Origin of the sequence: Leptospira barantonii, assembly GCF_002811925.1 — a bacterium.
In the GTDB taxonomy this organism is placed as follows: Bacteria; Spirochaetota; Leptospiria; order Leptospirales; family Leptospiraceae; genus Leptospira; species Leptospira barantonii.
Map to the genome: position 1 here is coordinate 43,061 of NZ_NPDS01000003.1, position 18,421 is coordinate 61,481.

Below are 18,421 nucleotides of genomic sequence, written 5' to 3' on the forward strand. Positions count from 1 at the left end.
TTAGAATGATTCTAAAACAAGATCTTATTTAGAATCATTCTAAAAAACAATTCTTTTTCAGACTTTCTTACGTTTTTTCCGTTCAATCTGAAAGACCAAACCTTGGGCGTTGATTTTAGAATCAAACCCGAGCAACATCTCCTCCTTTTCTCCGAGTTTCACTCCCTGCGTGGAAAGTTCCCTTTCCAAATAAGCCCTGATTCTTCCCGTGCAGAATTCGAGAAGCGGTTCCCCTTCCAATCCGGATCTTTCTCCGGAGGAAAGAATATTCTGCATCGCGTGCAAACCCTGTTTCATCTGACGCGCGCCGGATTCCATGTCGTTCCAAACTCCGAAGTGCGTAAGATACGCTTTGTCCGCGCCCGTGGAAAGAATTTTGTCCACAGTATTCATCGCTTCTTCCGAATCGAAATCGGTCGGAGTTGTGGAAGGATATAAAACCGGACTTTTACCGGTCGCGAAATCCTTGTATCCGAGTCCAAACGAATCCCCCGTGAAGATTCCGTTGCTCAAGGAATCGTATATGCAGAAATGATGATTCGCATGTCCTCTTGTATAATAAAACTTTAATGTTCTTTTTCCCCACCGAATCTCTTCTCCGTCTTCGGGACTTTTCACCCTTTGTTGATCTACGGGAAGAATTTCTCCGTATAACTTCTTAAAGTTTTCCTCTCCGTAAACCTGGATGGAACTTTGAACGAGCCTTATGGGATTGATGAGATGTGTCGCGGCTTTCGGATGCGCGAGAACGATCGCGTTCGGGCAATGTTTTGCCAACAGCCCCGTTCCGCCCGCGTGATCGAGATGAACATGAGTTACGATGATGTATTTTACGTCCTCGGGTTTACGTCCGGCGTTTTTCAATTCTTCCAAAAGAATGGGAACCGCGTGGTTGGTGTTGTTTTCCACAAAGGCCGCTTCTTCGCCTTCCACGATCAGATAGGCGCAAGCGACTCCGGGCGATATGTAATCGCAATCGATGGTGAATAAACCCGGAAAGACTTCCTTCTCGTAAGGCGGCATACGAATTCTCCTTGTCGTAAAGTCGGACCTCGGCGCACCCAAACAAAATCAGGCAAAGTTTAATCTACAAATCCCTTTCCTACATTCCGCAAATTTCTCTAACTTTTTCTTTCCAACGAGTCTTTCTAAACCATAGACTCGAATTCCTTTCAAAGCTGAATACTCATTCAGATACAAAATGCTGTTCTCTGGTTTGAAATAACTGTAAGAAGCTAAGAATGATTGCTTAATACTTCTCTGATTCCCTTCGCTGACCTGATTGTGAATCCCATCTCTACTCCAACGATTCCGCGCCCACACATTTCTCTTACCATCTTTAGCACGAGCTGAATGATTGATGCTTCGGAAATTCTTGTTGTATCGTTCCATCCAAGGTATTCCCTCATCGGAAAACAATGGAACATCCTCTGGTAAGAAATCAAATAGAGGTTGAAGGCTCTTTTGCTTTTGATCAGGAACGGAAGAAAGAAGAACAGGACCACCCTTAATAGCAAGTGTATGACAGAGAGTTCCGATCTGATACTTACCCTTCTCTTCAGCAACCGAATCGGTTAAATAAATAGAAGCAGTTTGACCTTTGTGTTTAAATCGTTTCCGATATCCATTGGCTCTTTGAGAAGCTGAGAATAGTGCTAACGTATCCGTATGAACTACTGGTTTACCTTCAATAAAAGGCTTTAAATCACCTGTTTCAGGCAATTTCTTACCTTTCCATGCTTTTCTCAGATCCTTTACCATCTCGTCTTGAATCAATGGAATCAAATCACTACAAAAGATTTGAAGTCGTCTTTTGAGTAACGTTCCAGTATTCTTAGATACAGATAATTTTCTACAGATCGCAGAAGCAGATAAACCTAATGGAAACAGTTCAATCGATTCAATCAGTAAATAAGAGAACACCCACAACGGTAATTTTAAATGTTCTAAAAATGTTCCAGAAGTTCTTGAATCTAAGTGATTACACTCTGGACAACGAATTACGTTCTCTCTCGTGGAAACTTCCTTAGTCAGAGGAATTTTACAGTCAGGACAGTTCTTAGGATAAAGGGTAGATAATAAGTTCTTAGTGATTTGAGTGTAATAGTCGGTGTTTAAGTGAGGGAATTTTAGATTAAAGCGATCTTTGGCAGTGAGCGATTTTGATTTAGGTGATTTGGACAGTGAGGACGGTGGTATAGATTGTAGTTTTCCGCATCTTACATGAGCCGTGGAAATCTTGGCTCCAAGGACGTTGCGAAGAAACGGGTTGGAGTCGAAATTGGGCGTTGTGCGAAATGTAAGAAAGGAATATGCACCTGACATGACCGAAATACTTAACATTTGTCATAGTCAAAGTCAACTAAAAATATCGAGGGTTTACTCCAAATCAGATCGGAAGATTCTTTTCGCACCTGTCCGACTCAGTTCTTTCTCTTCGGCTTCTTAAACGAATTAGCGTAGTAAATGAAAAATACCCTTCCTCTTTCCTACAAATTTTTACTCAGTTTTACGATCGTCGATATTATTACTATAGAGGTTGCTAGAAAACACCGTCGTTTATGACGCTGGTTTAAAAAAGGAGAGCGGATTGCAAAGACTATCGTGTTATAACGCTTAAAAGGAACGGATGACCGTCTAATTTACTATCGATCTCTTCGGAAAGACCTTATAAAGACGGAACCCCATAAAAAAAACTATTTATAGTCAAATAAACTTTCTGCTCGTACTATTAAGCTGTCTTCAATAACAATCACATTCACATAAGTTTAAGTATTTCGTATCAATTATCAATCGAGTCTTAAAGTATAATTAAGGAGCAAGAAACTAAAAGAATCGTCCCTCCAGACCCTGCCATATCTAAAAAAACAATCAAATATAATCGATAGACCTCTTATAACTTTAGCTTCTTTGAAGCTTCAATTGAAAGCATCATTATTAGTCAAGGCTACAATAAAAATGGAAAGAGGATTCAAAATGATAAATAAGTTATTTCTTAAAATTTTATTATTACTATTTTTATTTGGATGTAATCCGCATTCAAATAAAGAAACCCTAACGAATGGCTCTTTGGATAATTTAAATATTTTTAATCTAGTCAATATCGGAAGGAATCAATTTACATCAAATTTTATCCGAAATAAAAACGACCTTTATGTGACAAATGGCCGCGTTTTTTCAACTGTCTTAAAAGGCAAAACTCTTTATATCGGGGGATTCTTTGATTACGTAGGACCTGAAACCGGACATTTTGCTGTAGTAAATACTGATGGGAATGTTCTTCCCGAATTTCCATACATAGAAGGGCAAATCGAGGCAATCGTCTCCGACGGAAAAGGAGGTTGGTTTGTCGGAGGATATTTAGAAAAGGTTAATGGAGTAAATCGACCCGGGTTAATACACATTAACCCGGATAATTCATGGGATGAAAAATGGGACGCCCAAATGCCTTCCGGTTCCGGAATCAAAAGTATGGTAGTCTATCAATCGAATCTTTATGTAGGAGGGAGTTTCTTTAGTATCGGTGGAATGAATGTCCGCAATTTAGCAAAGCTTGATTTAACAATGGGCCAAGCTGATGAAAATTGGAATTTTGACACTCAAGGTTACTATGTTAGCGACTTAACCTTGGTACAGAATTTTCGCAGATTGGAATCGACTTTATATATAGCTGGATCTTTTGTAAACGTTCAAAATGCAACGAGATCAAATCTTGCGTCCATTGACTTGCGAACGAATCGCCTCAATCCTTGGGCACCAATTGTTTCTGGAAATAATGGGGGAGCCGTTTTTGATCTCGAGGTGGAGGGATCCATCGCATACATTGGAGGCTCGTTCGTTAAAGTTGGATCTGAGGAAAGAGTATGCTTAGCCGCCATTGACAGGATTACGTCGGAACTAAAAAATTGGAATCCGGTCGCAAGCGGTACAGTGGAAGAAGTAGAAGTTGCCAACGGAATCGTCTTTATTGGCGGCGGTTTTTTTCAAGTGGCAGGACAATCGCTTCCATATCTTGCCGCTATTAATGCACAAACAGGCGTTCCCTTGGCTTGGAACCCAGACCCGAATGGAAGCATTTATGCTCTAAAATTACATGAAAATATCTTGTACGTTGGCGGAAGCTTTAAAACAATCAATTCAAAGACGAGGCTCTATGGTGCCGCTTACAGTTTAAATGACTTTCAGTTAACGAATTGGCATCCAAAGTTAGATAATTACATTTTAGCGATCGCAACGGACAACGAACGATTGGGACTTGGAGGTTTTTTTTCGAGCGTGGGAGGAAAAGTAAGAAGTAACCTGGCTGCCTTAGATGTGATTACTGGTACCGTAACGGATTGGCAGCCTGTTTCGGATAGCTTTATCCTAACGATGTTTGCAACGGATAGCCGAATTTATGTCGGCGGAACTTTTGATAAAATAGGTGCATATCAAAGGGAACGAATAGCCGCCATTGATCCGGAGACCGGGGGAGTACTTTCTTGGAAAGCAAATGCAAGCTATGCGGAAAATCCGCACAGCGTTCTTTCTATAGATGTGAAAGATGGAGTCGTTTACTTCGGCGGCTTTTTTAATCAAGTAAACGGAATTCCAAGAAACAATTTAGCGGCTGTAGAAGAATCAAGCGGCACTGTAAAAAACTGGAAAGCAGAAACGAACTCCGTTGTTAGCGTAATCAAAATCGTTAACGAAAATTTATACATCGGCGGGCAATTCAGTCAGTTAAACGAATCCTTTCGTTCTAATATAGGAGCAGTAGACTTATCTACAGGACGAGTATTAGATTGGAACCCTGCAGTAACCGGAGGTCAGACTTACACTGAAGTTAAGGCAATGGAAACAATCGATTCTGACCTTTATATTGGTGGACATTTTAGCGATGTATCCGGCAACAAAAGATCAAATTTAGCAGCAATAAATCTATATGATTCGACTGTTCAAGATTGGAATCCGAATATTTGTGCCGATCCAAATTCATCCTCCATATCAAGTTTAAAATTTTACAATTCGCAACTCTATGTGGGCGGACAATTTTATTCAAGTGATAGGATAATTCAAAACTTAACTGCATTTAAAAAATCCTCTTCCGAACCTATTAGAAATTGGTTACCGAATCCAAATGGACCGGTTGATTCCATTTTATTCTCGCCGGATTTTCAAAATGATATTTTTGTGAGTGGCCAATTCTGGAAAACGTTTGATGAAGAACACAGATCTATATCGAGAATCCCTAAAGCGAGTTCGCCACAATAAAACTCGCTTTAAAGTTAGAATTAAGTCAAATCGATAAAGATTTAAGCCATCAAATTAAATAATGTCATTCTCGATTCTTCTAAGAACGACTGATATTGAAAGACTGTATGCAAAATTAAAAGGAAGATCACTCTGGCGTTAACACCTCTTTGTCTCGATAGAATTGTAACGTCTTCTACTTTTATTACACTCTTCTCATATCCATTTTTTGTAAGGTAGATCATAGCCTGACCTACCTCTTGCATCTTGTTTATGATTTTTGGTAAGACAATTCTAATTAGAGGGAAAAGCCAAGAAACGTAACCGTAATATCCTAAGACTCTCTTCTGACCTTCAATTGGCTCCATAATGCCTACCCGGAATCCAAATGCTTGTTTAAACGGAAGTTTAAATAAGTCATTTTCGGTTTTACCCTTTACTCTAGCCCACATGGAACGCCCTTTTTCAGAACTATCGGTTCCACCGCCACTAACATAGATAAAGGTCAATTTAGAATTAGGCTTTAAAGCCTTAGCAAATGCCAAAGTTGTATCATACGTAATATGTCGGTATTCTTCTTCCGTTTTACCATAGCTACTTATCCCCGCACAATAGAAACAGGCATCATAGCCGGTTAACCTTTTATCATTTTCAGGTAATTTGGAAAAATCGGGTATAATAAGTTCCTTTAGTTTCCGATGAGAAATGCCAATTGGATTTCGACTTACACTCAAAATTTCGGTAACTTCTGGATTCTGCAGACATTCTAGGAGAACGCCTTCTCCTACCATACCTGTTGTACCTGTGATAATTACTTTCATAATATTTCCTTTATAACTTCAAAACTTTTGGGACACCTTAATACTCACATGCATTTTGATCGGTGATAGCAATTTTAAAGATAACTTCTACTTGTTTCAGGAATATTGAATTCGTCTTTCAATCTTTTATCAAACTTTAGAAATAAAGGAAGACCGATTAGAATCGAAACAAAACCTAAAAAATCAATCAAATCAATTGTGTACCAACCTACCTTAAGATGAAAATAATTTTCACTGTGCAGACCTAAATTGATGATAAGAAATGGAAGGACAAAAACAAGGGTGTTGTAAGTTAAATGAACTAAGATAGAAAAAAGTATATTTTTGCTCCTATATAAAACAAAACCGGAAAATAACCCAATTAGAATTGCGCCTGGCATTTGCGAAGGATTAATATGAACAAATGCAAATAGAATAGATGAAACGAATAGTGAAATTCGGAATGAGTAATTCTTCAACAATCCCCAAAATATAAATCCGCGAAAATATATTTCTTCAGAAAAAGGGGCTAATACGATAGTTGTAAAATAGAGGAAAATCATATTTTCTTGTACATTGTCCTTTGGCGCATTCGTTACAAAACTTGTTACTACTTCTTGCGATATAGCACTTTTTCTCAAAATCAAACCGGATAGAAAAGCTCCGAGAATATGCAATGCAAATGCAATTAGTAAGGAAGCGAATAAGAAGTTAGAAGAATTTACTTTCATAACTAACAACTCTTTAAGATTAATCTGACTTCTCTTCATTGCATAAAAAGAGAATAGAAGACAACTGATACTGCTTAAACCCAATAAAGAGTAACTCGAAGCCCATTCAGAAAATGCAGAATTTCTGACCCTAATGCTAACCAGAGCGATAATAAACTGAACAATAAGGAATGATAAAGTAACGTAGATTACATTTTTAATTTTTGGATACACCCTGTCTCCTTCGGAGTACTATAATCCCGGACTATCGACATATTGCCACCAATCACGAACCCGAAATATCAGAATTATAGTAATTATTTTTTTAAAAAATATCCGATTTGTCCATTCACAACAAGTTCATGTCCTATATCTATTCGATTTCAAGTTTCTGGAAACCTCTTCGAGATATGACTGCAACAAATTTTACTCTAAGGTTGTTTGGGTTTTCACCATAAGCGTTGATTACAAATATCGTCAAGCGCCCGTCTCTAAATACCAACATTTTTAATTTTTAACTTCAGATACAATTCGAACCTGCTTTCTTATCAATTCCATTCGAACAATTCACGAAATATTTTACAAAATCGCTTCGAAGCATTGAAGATACGTTAAATTACAATTAATCCTGATATGAAAATAATAATTTTTCAGAATTTCTTATTTGGCTAACCAACAATCGCTCAGCAATTGTCAAAGATATACTATCAAAACAGAATTTGGTTTGAATTTCAGTTTTCTTACAGTCTTCGATCTTTTTCGACTCAGGCTGACAGGTTTTGTTCAGCATAATAAATACGGCGACTAAAGAGAATTTTCTGTGCATACTGCTAAAAGTTGAGAGGCGCAATATTGTTCAGATGTCATTGTAGGAGGTTTATTCGTGAAACAATTATCGGAACACGTTTGATGCTGACTAAGACAAGCTATATATCCTAGGGCGCAATCAGTGGAGTTCGCATTTTCTTTTTTTCCTAAATCTTTATCCGAGCAATGTGCAAAGCTAAAGATTAGAAAAATTAAAAATAATTTTTTCATCTAACTTTCCTTCATTTTACATCTATTCCTAAGAATGTTAAAGAAATCTAAAAATCTTTTCTTATTCTGATTAATTTCCAATTCACCTCTATCTGATGCCTCTTATCAATTTCGAAAATGTATTCTCTAATTAAGTTGATAGAATCCTCTCTCAAAGTAATCGTCCCTAATCTATATTGACTCACTACATTAAGAACTAACGAATTATCCTTGATAAAACTTTTAAGCATTTCTTCAGTCATAGCGATTTCTATTTTTTCAGACAATAGATTTGTCCTCCCCATTGCCCGAATTGGAAGCTTCTTAACAATTTGAACCTCTTCCATTTTCCCGTCTCGGATTATTTCTATTTTATTGATAATAGCTGGAGTATGGGATAGAAAATCAAGCTCAGCCTTGTAATGTCATTGATTCAAATAATAATAGTGTTTTATTATGAATTTAGCGAAAAGCTCTTCATTACTGAGGGAAAGGACAAGATCAACTTGCCTATCCCCGTAGGATTCGATACGTCGCATCGGAAGGCAAGTCAGAAAAGTGATCACAAGTATCAGAATGAATAAAGAACTTTTAAATGATCGCATTAAGTATTTTATAAAAGCAGTCTATAGAGATTCGATGAAAATTTTATTTATTGCCTCAATATTCAAAAGAATATGAATTCAAATTCATCGTAGAATCACAAATAGAGGATTGTTTTCTAAAATTACTATCTCACACACCACATGCCTTGTCCAAAATGGCTTCTATCGAATAGACACGCCCTTTCAGGACGACAATACATCAAAGTATTCAGGGAATGATTCAAAAGAAATTCTTGAATGTTTGATCCGCATGGGGTAGAAATCAAAGTCTTCAAACAAAAATCTATATCTTTTTGCGTATAATAAGAACTCGGCCCGAGAAAAGACAACGGGTTCGTTGAGCTATTCTTTGTCAGTAAGATGCTATAATTGCTCAGACTCGAATCCAAAATGTTACAGGATAGTAATTTACTCTTAAGTGTAGTTTCAAATCGCTCTTTAAAATCTTCGTTTCCACTAATCTGGTCTCCCCCAATACCAGCACAGTAAAGTACCAGTAGAAGAGGAGTTAGATAAAAGTAAGTGAAGATTTTTTTCATAGAAAACATATTGCGCTATTACTCTTGTTTTTTTCCAAACACGTTAATGTACTTACATTCTTATTCAACTCTTGAAATTTAGCAAAATCTCGATACATATTATAGTAATGAATTGCAAGCGTTGTTACTCGATATGTTAAAACAAGTCCTCCAACCCAGGCGCTACCGGTTAAAATACCTGCTGCCGAAGAAGAAGTTACGATCTCGTTCAAATGCGATCCGACTTGATTCGTTAGAAAATTAGCCGCAATCGGCAAAATAACCCAGTTCGTAATAATGCCGTTTTGTATTGATGGCAAAAGAATTTCGTTAAATATTGTTTGCCCCATCTGATAATTTCCGGTAGCGACGGTCCATATTGCTAAGTTCTGAATTTCCCTTGCTGTTTGACGTATAAAAGTCTTTTGGCTATCCTTAACCATTTTATCTCTAATGATGGGCCTAAGCCAGCTTTTTACAGATACTCGTGCAGCTATCCAATTCGAAGCTTTAGCCATCGAATTATAAATTCCATGTGAAAAATTATGACCTATTTTATTGAGACCACTCTTTCCAAAACTCTTACCAAGCATATGACCGACTATACGATTAAACATATGAATCCATGCATTATTCCCAGTCGGATCATTGTATTGCATCGGATTGCCATTGACATACATAAATAAATTGCTTCCAACTATGCTTTCAGAATCTAAATGCGAATCTGCTTGTAGAAATCTTCCTAAGTTAGGGTCATAATACCTCGATTTGTAAAAAAGTAAGCCTGTTTCTTTATCTTCTTCTTGCCCTGAATATTTGTATCGAAAGGCATCTGGTCCATAAGAATCAGTTCTTAAAATTTCCCCATAGGGCTTATAAGAAACATAGCTGGTTCCAATGGCCGAGCCACCTGAAATAGGTTTTCCTACTCCGTTTGTCGCCATAGTGATAGAGCCTAAATGATTCGGATGAAAAAAAATCATTCCAGGAACCGGACTTCCACCTAAGTTAGATCCACCACTAGTACCAGGATTGGATACAGAAGGAGTGTCAACAGGAATCGTCGAGGGTAACGCTATCCAAGGAGGGTCTCCATTTTTACTTCCTGTTCCCGGCAGAATCCCGCAAGAAAAGAAATTAAAACTCATGAATACACTGAGAATTAAAATAGGGGTCACACCTGCATCAATTGGCTTCAAATTCCTAAACTTAGGAGTTCCATATAAAACCCAACCAACGAAACAGATAACGAAGACCCCGAACAATGACAGGATTCCTAATCGGAATTTATTCCCAATTTTACCATCCCTAATATCAAATACCCAACGTAAGGCTATAGGATAATTCGCTTCGCTTACAATACGATTTTTAAAATATTGCAAACAATCAATCGATATCCCTTTGCAAATCGAATCTTTAGGGCTTAAAGCAAATGCAGCAAACTCTGTTTCCTTTGATGAAAAATTAGCATCTGACAATAGACTTACATTTTGAAGACCAATTTGCGCGACTACTTCATCTTCAATACCTTTAATATAAATTGTATGGAGAGGAGTAAAGCCAGGTCGAAAACTAATTTCATATAAACCATCAATGCTAATTACACTTGATGAATCAGATTGTTTGCTCTTTCTTAAGCGAGAACCTTTATAATCATAATCAAAGGTCATCACCTCACTATCTTTTGTCAAAATTCTCTGAAGCTTTCCCATCGGATCATATTCTAAAGTATCCCCATCTCTATTCGTCATTAAGCCGGAGTTATCATATGAATAAAGTTGATTTCCTTGCGGAGAATTAATCTGTGTAACTGCGTGAGAATTAGCACCGCTATAAGAATAATTATTTGCGCCCTTTTTAATTAAATTTCCGTCGTCAGAATATTGATATTCCTCAGTTCCATATTTTCCGTTTGAATTTACTATACGATTAAATTGATCATATTGAAAGATTTGAGTTCTCCCAGGATTTCGCAGGTCTTCAATTTTTGTAATATTTCCTGCCAAATCATATTCATATTTCAAACTTTCGTAAATATCCGAATCTAAACCGCTAATTACTTCAGTCGGTCTTCTAAAAATAGGATCAAAATAAATATTTGTTTGTACCCCATTTCCGACATTTCTTAAGACTTTAAATTTTCCGCCTTCCATTAGTGGCCCCGCGTAATTCACAACGGAATGCCCAATACTACTTCCATCCGCAGTATCCATTGTAACTGATGTTAGATAACCGCTAACAGTGTAATTATTGTGAATTACAGTGCCATCTGGATATGTAACTGAAGTGACTCGATTTCCAAGATCATAATCTTTCAAGAAGATAAGAGTTAAATCTTCTTGGTTTAAGGTTTTCTTTATTTTAGTTTGATTGCCTCTTGTATCGTATTGAAACTCCGTTTTTCCAATAGAGTCCATCACAGAAGTAAGTTTACCTTTCCCATTACCTGAGGATGATTCATCATAAGTAAATTGTACACTCTGCGTTGTTCCGTTAGAATGATGACCTATTATTTTAGTCAAACGATCAGCAGAGTCATATTGATAAGTGCTGAATGATCCATTCGCATTTCTTTGTTCTAACACAGTGCCCGTTGGAGAGTTTATGAAAGTCGTAACACCAGTATCAGGATTTGTTTGATTTAGTTTATTTCCAAGTAGATCATAAGAAATAACAGTATTCAACCCTTGTGGATCAGTGATCTTAGCAATCGACCCTTGTGGATTGTAGCTGTATTTTATTGTTTTCCCATTCCTCACCTTAGACAAAACTTGATTCAGTTGATTTTTAGTTTCAGTTAAAGAATCAATTTGGGTTCCATTCACACTCACGATCGTTGTCGTATCATATCCCGAATAACTAATATCAGTTATTTTGCCTGAAGTATCGGAACTTTTTACCACATTATTTTCAGTATCATAAGTATAGACGGTTGTTAAAAAGGGTGCAGTTCCAAGGTAAGGCTCATTCTTACTCCTTATAGAGCCATTTGAATTAAAGACGGTATCTTGGGAAAAGACAATTGCATCCGCGATTAATTTTTCCGTTTTAATTGTTCTACCGAAAGCATCATGCGATTCCTGTGTCCATGAATCGCCAGTTTTTAAATCATGAATTGTTCGTTTAACTTTTTCTCCTGCCGGGCTTCCAGTTTGAATGTATTCAACAACTTCAGACCAGTCCGATTCACCGGAATATTTAACTCCAATCAGTCTTCCAAAATAATCATAAAGATTTTCTGATCGATTACCATTCGCATCGATGGCCGAAAGTTCTTTTCCAAAAATATAATCATAAATTCGACTCGTTTGTAAGCCCGTAGAATCTGTAGTTTTTGTAATGTAATTGTGGGTAATTGCATCATATTCCAACAAGGAAATATTACCATTCGGATCTCGAATCGACGTTGGATTTCCAAAACTATCATAAGAAAGGAAAGTTTGTACAGCATATTCCGTTGTCGAAGGCTTAATCAAAGTTTTTCGATCGGTGATCAAATGATTGGAATATACGAACTCAGTTTGAGAACTCAAATTTCCGCCTTGCGATTTCTGAAACTGGGCAACCTCCCCTAAAACCCAATCTGATAGAGATACAAAATAGGTAGAATCTTCTCTCAAAGTTAGAGAAGTATCTGCATCGATTTGTATAACCTTAGAAAGAACGTTATTGTAAGCATCATATGTATAATCCGCTTGCAGAGTAGATAGAGCTGCTCCGTTCTGATATTTGGTCGAAATATCTTGATTTTTACGAATATTTATTGTCCCGAATGGACTACTAACCTGTCCGTAAACGAAAGTTGCCGTTGAGATTAATTGGTTATTAAGATACTCATCGCGTTTAGTTTCAATTCCGACGAAATTAGGGTTAGCGCCTTGGTACTGGCTAATATTTTTTCTTCCAGTCAGGGTCTCCGATATTGTAATTTTTGCAAAACCCATCATTGAACGATTATCTTGATCTTGAATATAAGTTCTTCCGTTTTCAAAAACATAAGACTCCGATTCCCCGAGACCATCGGCAACCTGAGTATATACGTTCGTCGCTACAGAATATGAAGTTAAATTTGGCTTCAAGAATGCGCCTATCGAACTCGTATTAATTGCATTCACCACACTTGAATTTGATGAATCATAGGTATTCGCATAATTAATTTGAATTCCTTTTTCTTGTATGCTTGATATTTCAGTAAGGAGCCCTTGAGAAATTTTCTTGGAATAAGAAGGCTCAACATAATCAATATTCAAAGCATTACTATGAGCTGTTTGGTTCCTTTCAAATGAATGAAGATTATTGACAAAAGTATCATTGACTAAATTTCGCATCGACCCCCTGAAACCAATAAAATCGGAGCGTCCATCCAGATTCGTATCCATTGCAACTGAAAAAGAAGCCGCCTGGAAACTAACGTCTCCCCCATTTGAATAAAAGAGACCATTGTTTTTACTACGAGAATAAGAAACATAAATAGTTCCACTTTGAAAACGGATAAAATCTGCCTTCGCATCTCCATCTACATCGGCAAATGTTTTAGTATTCACAAAGTTACTATAAACTTTAGCGCTATCCGATGCCATCAACGCCGGATTTGGTGGAACTGGAACCGTTTCGTTATAATCAAAGACAACGTCTGTGTTGCTATCATCAGAACCATTCTTTACGTGAAAGCCAGTTCCATTAAAAAAGAATGTATAGAACGAAACAGAATCTAAAGTACCGTCCCAGTTCACATCAAACTGCTTAACCTGGGTCCCATCATTGGACACTTCGAAAGTTGTATCAAAAGACGAAGTAGATGGATTATATAGGTCAATTTGAAAACCATTATTGACCAATGAAATTCGATCTGCAGCACCATCCCAATTCATGTCGCGCATCGAATAGCGTTTACTGTTTGCAATACTACTTGATACTTCGTAATAAGGCGTCGTATAACTAACAGGAAAAGCTAATGGAGATCTTACAACATGACCGTCGGATAAATAAACATAGAGATTATTATCAGCTGAGAATGTAATTAGATCTAAATAGCCGTCTCCATTGGAATCAGAAAGAAATCGATCCCCTTCCGTTCCCGCCACACCAATATAACTGGATGTAGTTGTCCTAACAGAAAAGCTCCCGCCACTATATCGTAGAAAAGAAATACTTAAATTTTTACTTCCATCTGGATTATCCGTCATTCTAACGTAATCAGCAATTCCATCATTGTCCATATCGACAAATTGCCGAAAGGAAGAACCAATTCCTGGAATACTAAGCACGATCGGATTTATACTTAAGCTTCCGCCCGTTGCCAAATAGATTAGGAAATTATTAGAAGTATCAGTTTGAATAAAATCACTCTTCCCATCCGCATTGAGATCAACAAGCCCTTGATAGGAATTTGGATTGGATTTTAGAATTGTCGAAATACTAATTGGATTAAAATTCGCACCAGTTAAACTTAGACTTACATTTAATTCTAAATTATCATTCTCTAATGCAACAAAGTCTGAGATAAGATCCCCATCAATGTCTCCCTGAAAAACTTTCGACTTTTCATTGAAAGTAAACGTCTTTCCACCGATCGGCGATGTCGCACCGGGATTGGAGCTATCATAGCGTACAAGTTGGTTGCTCTTTTTATTACCTGAAATCCATACTGGCTCGGGGGCTTTCTTGGGATCAAAAGTTGCGAGGAAGGTCTGAGACCCTACCATTCCGTTAACACACATATCGCCAATGGAATCCATATAACCCCAGCAAGCCAACCCAGCAAATCCACCTGAGACGGCCATACAAGTCGCATCGGCGGAACAAGCGCATACTAAAGCTGCAAAATCACAATCCGACTTGATAGACGAGTTTTCGAAACGATAACTCATGTCGATCGCCGAAGGAGAGGACTTCGATGTGGAGCCAGCTGTCGGTGAATCGTTATTATAATTGAACGCAATGGGTCCGTAGTTTTTACGATCTACACCCGCAAGCCGATTTTTTTTATCAAATAGATTATTATCATAAGTAAGCATATATCTCTCTGCTTCAACGACAGATCCATTGTCTTGTTTTTGTGTAACAGAGATTGATCGAATTCTCTTCGTCAACTTAGCTTGGATATTCAAGAAATTAGATTCTACCGCATCAGTCCGATCTTCAATTTCAAATAGAATGACTGTATTACCTTGGTTGTATTCGATTCTATCTGGGATTGGCGTTCCGTTTGAAGAACTATAAGGTTGATATTTTATACTGTAACCATTACCATGCAAATCTCTCACACGATTGAGGGCCCATATTCTGGAATTCCCGCTTAGGTTTCGAATTGTTGCATTTGAATTAGGGTTTTCGGTCGAAGCGTCTTCCCCAAAATAATAACTTGTACCATTGCGATCCTGAGCTACCCAAGAATCGGATAATTTCTTAAATTGGAAAAACGATTCAATTTTAGTATGATAAACATTACTCGAAGTTTGAATTAACTTACCAGCAAAGCTAACATAAGCATCATTTCCATCATTGTGAATTCCTTTTGATGGATCGATTGAAATCGTTAAGATACCTGATAGATCCCAACCGCCACCCACCAATCCGTCGTTTTGAAAAGAATTATACTGCAACTCAATGGATGGAGTTACGTCTTTGGTTCCTTTGGGAACTTGAATCGGAATGGAAGCATTCAAGGCTCCGAAAGAATCAACGACTATCTCAGGAAGAGGCTGGGGAATCCCCGTTTCCGAACTTGGACCAGAAAGAGAGAACATCTGTAAAAATGGAAAAGCGGCGATACTTGAAAAAGCAATTATGAGAGCGAGAACAACTTTAAGAATACTTACACGGGTAAAAATCGGTGAGTTAAATTTCATTTTATAACTGGCTTCCTAAAAAGAGTCTGAATGTATCATAGTGAGACTTTTTTAAGCAGCTTGAGTCAATGATTTTTCGACATACTTTTATCAAATATATTTTCATTTATTTTCAAATACATTACTTTATTCATAATTTCATTGTCTGTCGTTTAGATTCACTTGACTATAACCCTTTAGGTGAGTTTTTGACTTATCGAATCCCTTTTCGCATTAATAGGCTTAGCTTATTCCTTTTAATTGCGAATTAAGGAAATTCATAAGTTAAATTGTCTCATATAAGTTCCTTAAATTATGTTCAACTACCAGTTTTCCTCTCGTAAAAGCACGTTATTTGCTCTTCTTCTATTTTCCTCATGGTTTGGCACCTCAACGATTGATCCCGCAGAAATCATCCTGAAGGACGGCTCAGCGTTCATTGGTAAACTCCAAGAAGAATCCGACATTCGAGTAAAATTCCTTTGGAAGGAAAAGAGTTATGAAATTCCGAGGAAGGATCTTGCTTCAATCGATCCTACAAAAAATGGATCAGACACCTCTTATCACTACACTTCTTTCCAATTAAAGGACGGTAGCACCATCAAGGGCATTGTCGCTGAAGATTCAGATAAGGAATTGATGATCAAAACTGATCTAGGCTTTATACATATAGATAAGAACAAGATTCGATCTTCCGATGCACCCGAAACTCTCAATCCTGTTTTAAATCCTAAGTATTTAAACACAGGTGATAAAAACTGGAATCACAAAATTGGATTCTCCATTCAAGCATTAGCGAATGGCTCTCCGCTTGGAGCTTCTAATCCGGCTACCTTCGGCGGCGCATTTTATTTAGAACCCGCTTTCTTTGAACTACTTAAATTTAGACCAGGAATTCGCTTAGAATATCAAGTATCCAACTCGAATATATCGAATTACACTTTTCTAAATCAGTTCTTTTACTTCAATCGCTCATATCGCATTGGAGAAAGTTTAATCTGGGATTTCTATTCTAATATTGGAATCGGTTCATCGACCGTACAATATTCCGGCAACGGCCAGAAACTTTCGGGAACGAATCCAGCAGTTTATTTTGAAATCGGATGGCAAGGCCTACAAATCAGATCGGTTGTGTTTCGAACCGGAATTCGTTCAACTTGCATTTTTGAATCCACTGGTCAAGTCTGCAATGCTGGTATTGAATTCGGAGCTTTATTGATCTTATGATTCTACCCAACATTAAAATCATGTTTAAGGAAATTGATATGAACGAAATCAAATCAATAATTAGTAAGCTATTATTAGTTCTGATTACGATCGGAGCATTTTCCAATTGTAAAAATGAAAAAAAAGGGTCGAGTGATCTTGAGTTACTTTCTCTCTTACAATTATTATCTGGTTTCAGTCTTCCAGGACCGAAGCCAGAATGGACTCGAATATTAGGAGGCACCTCAGGAGGAGTTCAAGTTAAATCTATAACTTCTGATTTGAATAGTAATGTTTATATAACAGGGCAAGCAGGTGGCAATGTGGATGGCCAAGTTATCACAGGCTTTTACGATCTTTTTATTACGAAATACAACTCTTCAGGTTCGAAGCAATGGACTAGATTAATGGGAGTCGCCGGAGACCAAACAATCGCGTACGGAATCATATCCGATTCTTCGGGGAATATCTATACAGTTGGAGAAACAAATGGAGCTTTAGATGGAGAAGCATTCTTTGGAACTCCTGATTTCGCCGATCGTAATTTTTTCATTGTTAAGTTTGATTCCAATGGAAATAAACAATGGACCCGATTATTAGGCGTAACTGGTTACACGAGCGCTTCATCAGTAACGACAGATACTATAGGAAATGTCTATGTAACGGGTACATCAATAAGTGGCCTGGATGGACAAACTTTTTCCGGCGGTGGAGCCGGATATTTCATTGTAAAGTATAACTCTTCCGGAACAAAGCAATGGACAAAGCTGTTTGCCGGTCCAAAACCTACTGGCATAGCTTGCGATCCCAACGGAAAAATTTACTTAACTGGTTTAACAAGTAGTAATATGACCACTATGGATGGAATTGCTATTGCTGGAACAAACGATGCCTTCTTAATCCAATTCGATTCTAATGGGAATAAAGCTTGGACGAAGCTAACAGGAGCAGCTGGAAAGGATACACGTTCAAATGGTATTACAACAGACTCGTCTGGAAATATTTATCTCACCGGATCTACAAACGGAAGTATTGACGATCAAATAAAATCTGGCGGTGTATTGGATTTGCTCATTATAAAATTTGATAGTAGTGGGAATCGAATTTGGACCCGTCAGGTAGGCTTTACTGGGAATCTCTTTGCAGTTTCAAATAAGACCTCTACAGGTATGGGAATCAAAGTTGGAAAAGACCAAGAACTGTATGTAACTGGTTTCACAAATGGCAATTTAGACAATCAACTCCATTCAGATCCGACAAGTGATAAAAGTAATGTATTCCTAACTAAATACGATTTTCGTGGGAACAAAATTTGGACCTCAATTACTGGACAAAAAGGATATATTTCCGAAGCCTATTCAATCGCAACCGACCCTCAAGGACACCCTTACTTAACCGGTTATACAAATGGACCTTTAAATGGGGAATCTCTTGCAGGTAGTGGATCAAACCTGTTCGTAATAAAATACCAATGAAATTCTCTATCTTCACTTTCGGAATTAT

9 protein-coding genes are annotated in these 18,421 nt (G+C 37.5%); 3 read left to right on the forward strand and 6 right to left on the reverse strand.

The window, feature by feature from the left end; translation table 11 throughout:
• Positions 1-57: 57 nt before the first annotated feature.
• On the reverse strand, positions 58-1,023 hold the full coding sequence (locus CH367_RS08805) for an MBL fold metallo-hydrolase (RefSeq protein ID WP_100762142.1): 966 nt from the start codon (positions 1,021-1,023) through the stop codon (positions 58-60).
• Positions 1,024-1,071: 48 nt separating this feature from the next.
• On the reverse strand, positions 1,072-2,325 hold the full coding sequence (locus CH367_RS08810) for a hypothetical protein (protein ID WP_244284527.1): 1,254 nt from the start codon (positions 2,323-2,325) through the stop codon (positions 1,072-1,074).
• Between the two features lie 597 nt (positions 2,326-2,922).
• Between CH367_RS08810 and CH367_RS08815 the strand changes: the two genes are divergently transcribed.
• Positions 2,923-5,253, forward strand: a complete 2,331-nt coding sequence (locus CH367_RS08815) for a PQQ-binding-like beta-propeller repeat protein (protein WP_125226108.1) — start codon at positions 2,923-2,925, stop codon at positions 5,251-5,253.
• A 41-nt stretch (positions 5,254-5,294) separates the two neighbouring features.
• Here the strand turns inward: CH367_RS08815 and CH367_RS08820 are convergent, their stop codons facing one another.
• The 4 genes from CH367_RS08820 to CH367_RS08845 form a co-directional block, all read right to left on the reverse strand.
• Positions 5,295-6,053 carry a Rossmann-fold NAD(P)-binding domain-containing protein gene (locus CH367_RS08820; RefSeq protein WP_208861984.1) on the reverse strand — a complete coding sequence of 253 codons (759 nt, stop codon included), beginning with the start codon at positions 6,051-6,053 and terminating at the stop codon, positions 5,295-5,297.
• A gap of 74 nt (positions 6,054-6,127) precedes the next feature.
• Positions 6,128-6,976, reverse strand: coding sequence for a CPBP family intramembrane glutamic endopeptidase (locus CH367_RS08825; RefSeq protein ID WP_100762144.1), 849 nt, complete (start codon positions 6,974-6,976; stop codon positions 6,128-6,130).
• Positions 6,977-7,827: 851 nt separating this feature from the next.
• Entirely contained in the window at positions 7,828-8,106 is a 279-nt protein-coding gene (locus tag CH367_RS08835) for a hypothetical protein (RefSeq protein WP_100762146.1), read from the reverse strand.
• Between the two features lie 793 nt (positions 8,107-8,899).
• Positions 8,900-15,733 carry an RHS repeat-associated core domain-containing protein gene (locus CH367_RS08845; protein ID WP_100762148.1) on the reverse strand — a complete coding sequence of 2,278 codons (6,834 nt, stop codon included), beginning with the start codon at positions 15,731-15,733 and terminating at the stop codon, positions 8,900-8,902.
• A gap of 294 nt (positions 15,734-16,027) precedes the next feature.
• On the opposite strand from CH367_RS08845, the gene CH367_RS08850 reads away from it, so the two are divergent.
• Positions 16,028-16,939 (forward strand): LA_3334 family protein, encoded by a 912-nt coding sequence (locus CH367_RS08850; RefSeq protein ID WP_100762149.1) that lies wholly within the window; start codon positions 16,028-16,030, stop codon positions 16,937-16,939.
• A gap of 38 nt (positions 16,940-16,977) precedes the next feature.
• The gene (locus CH367_RS08855) at positions 16,978-18,393 is read left to right on the forward strand and encodes an SBBP repeat-containing protein (RefSeq protein ID WP_100762368.1); all 1,416 of its coding nucleotides are present in this window, start codon (positions 16,978-16,980) and stop codon (positions 18,391-18,393) included.
• The last annotated feature ends 28 nt before the right edge of the window (positions 18,394-18,421 follow it).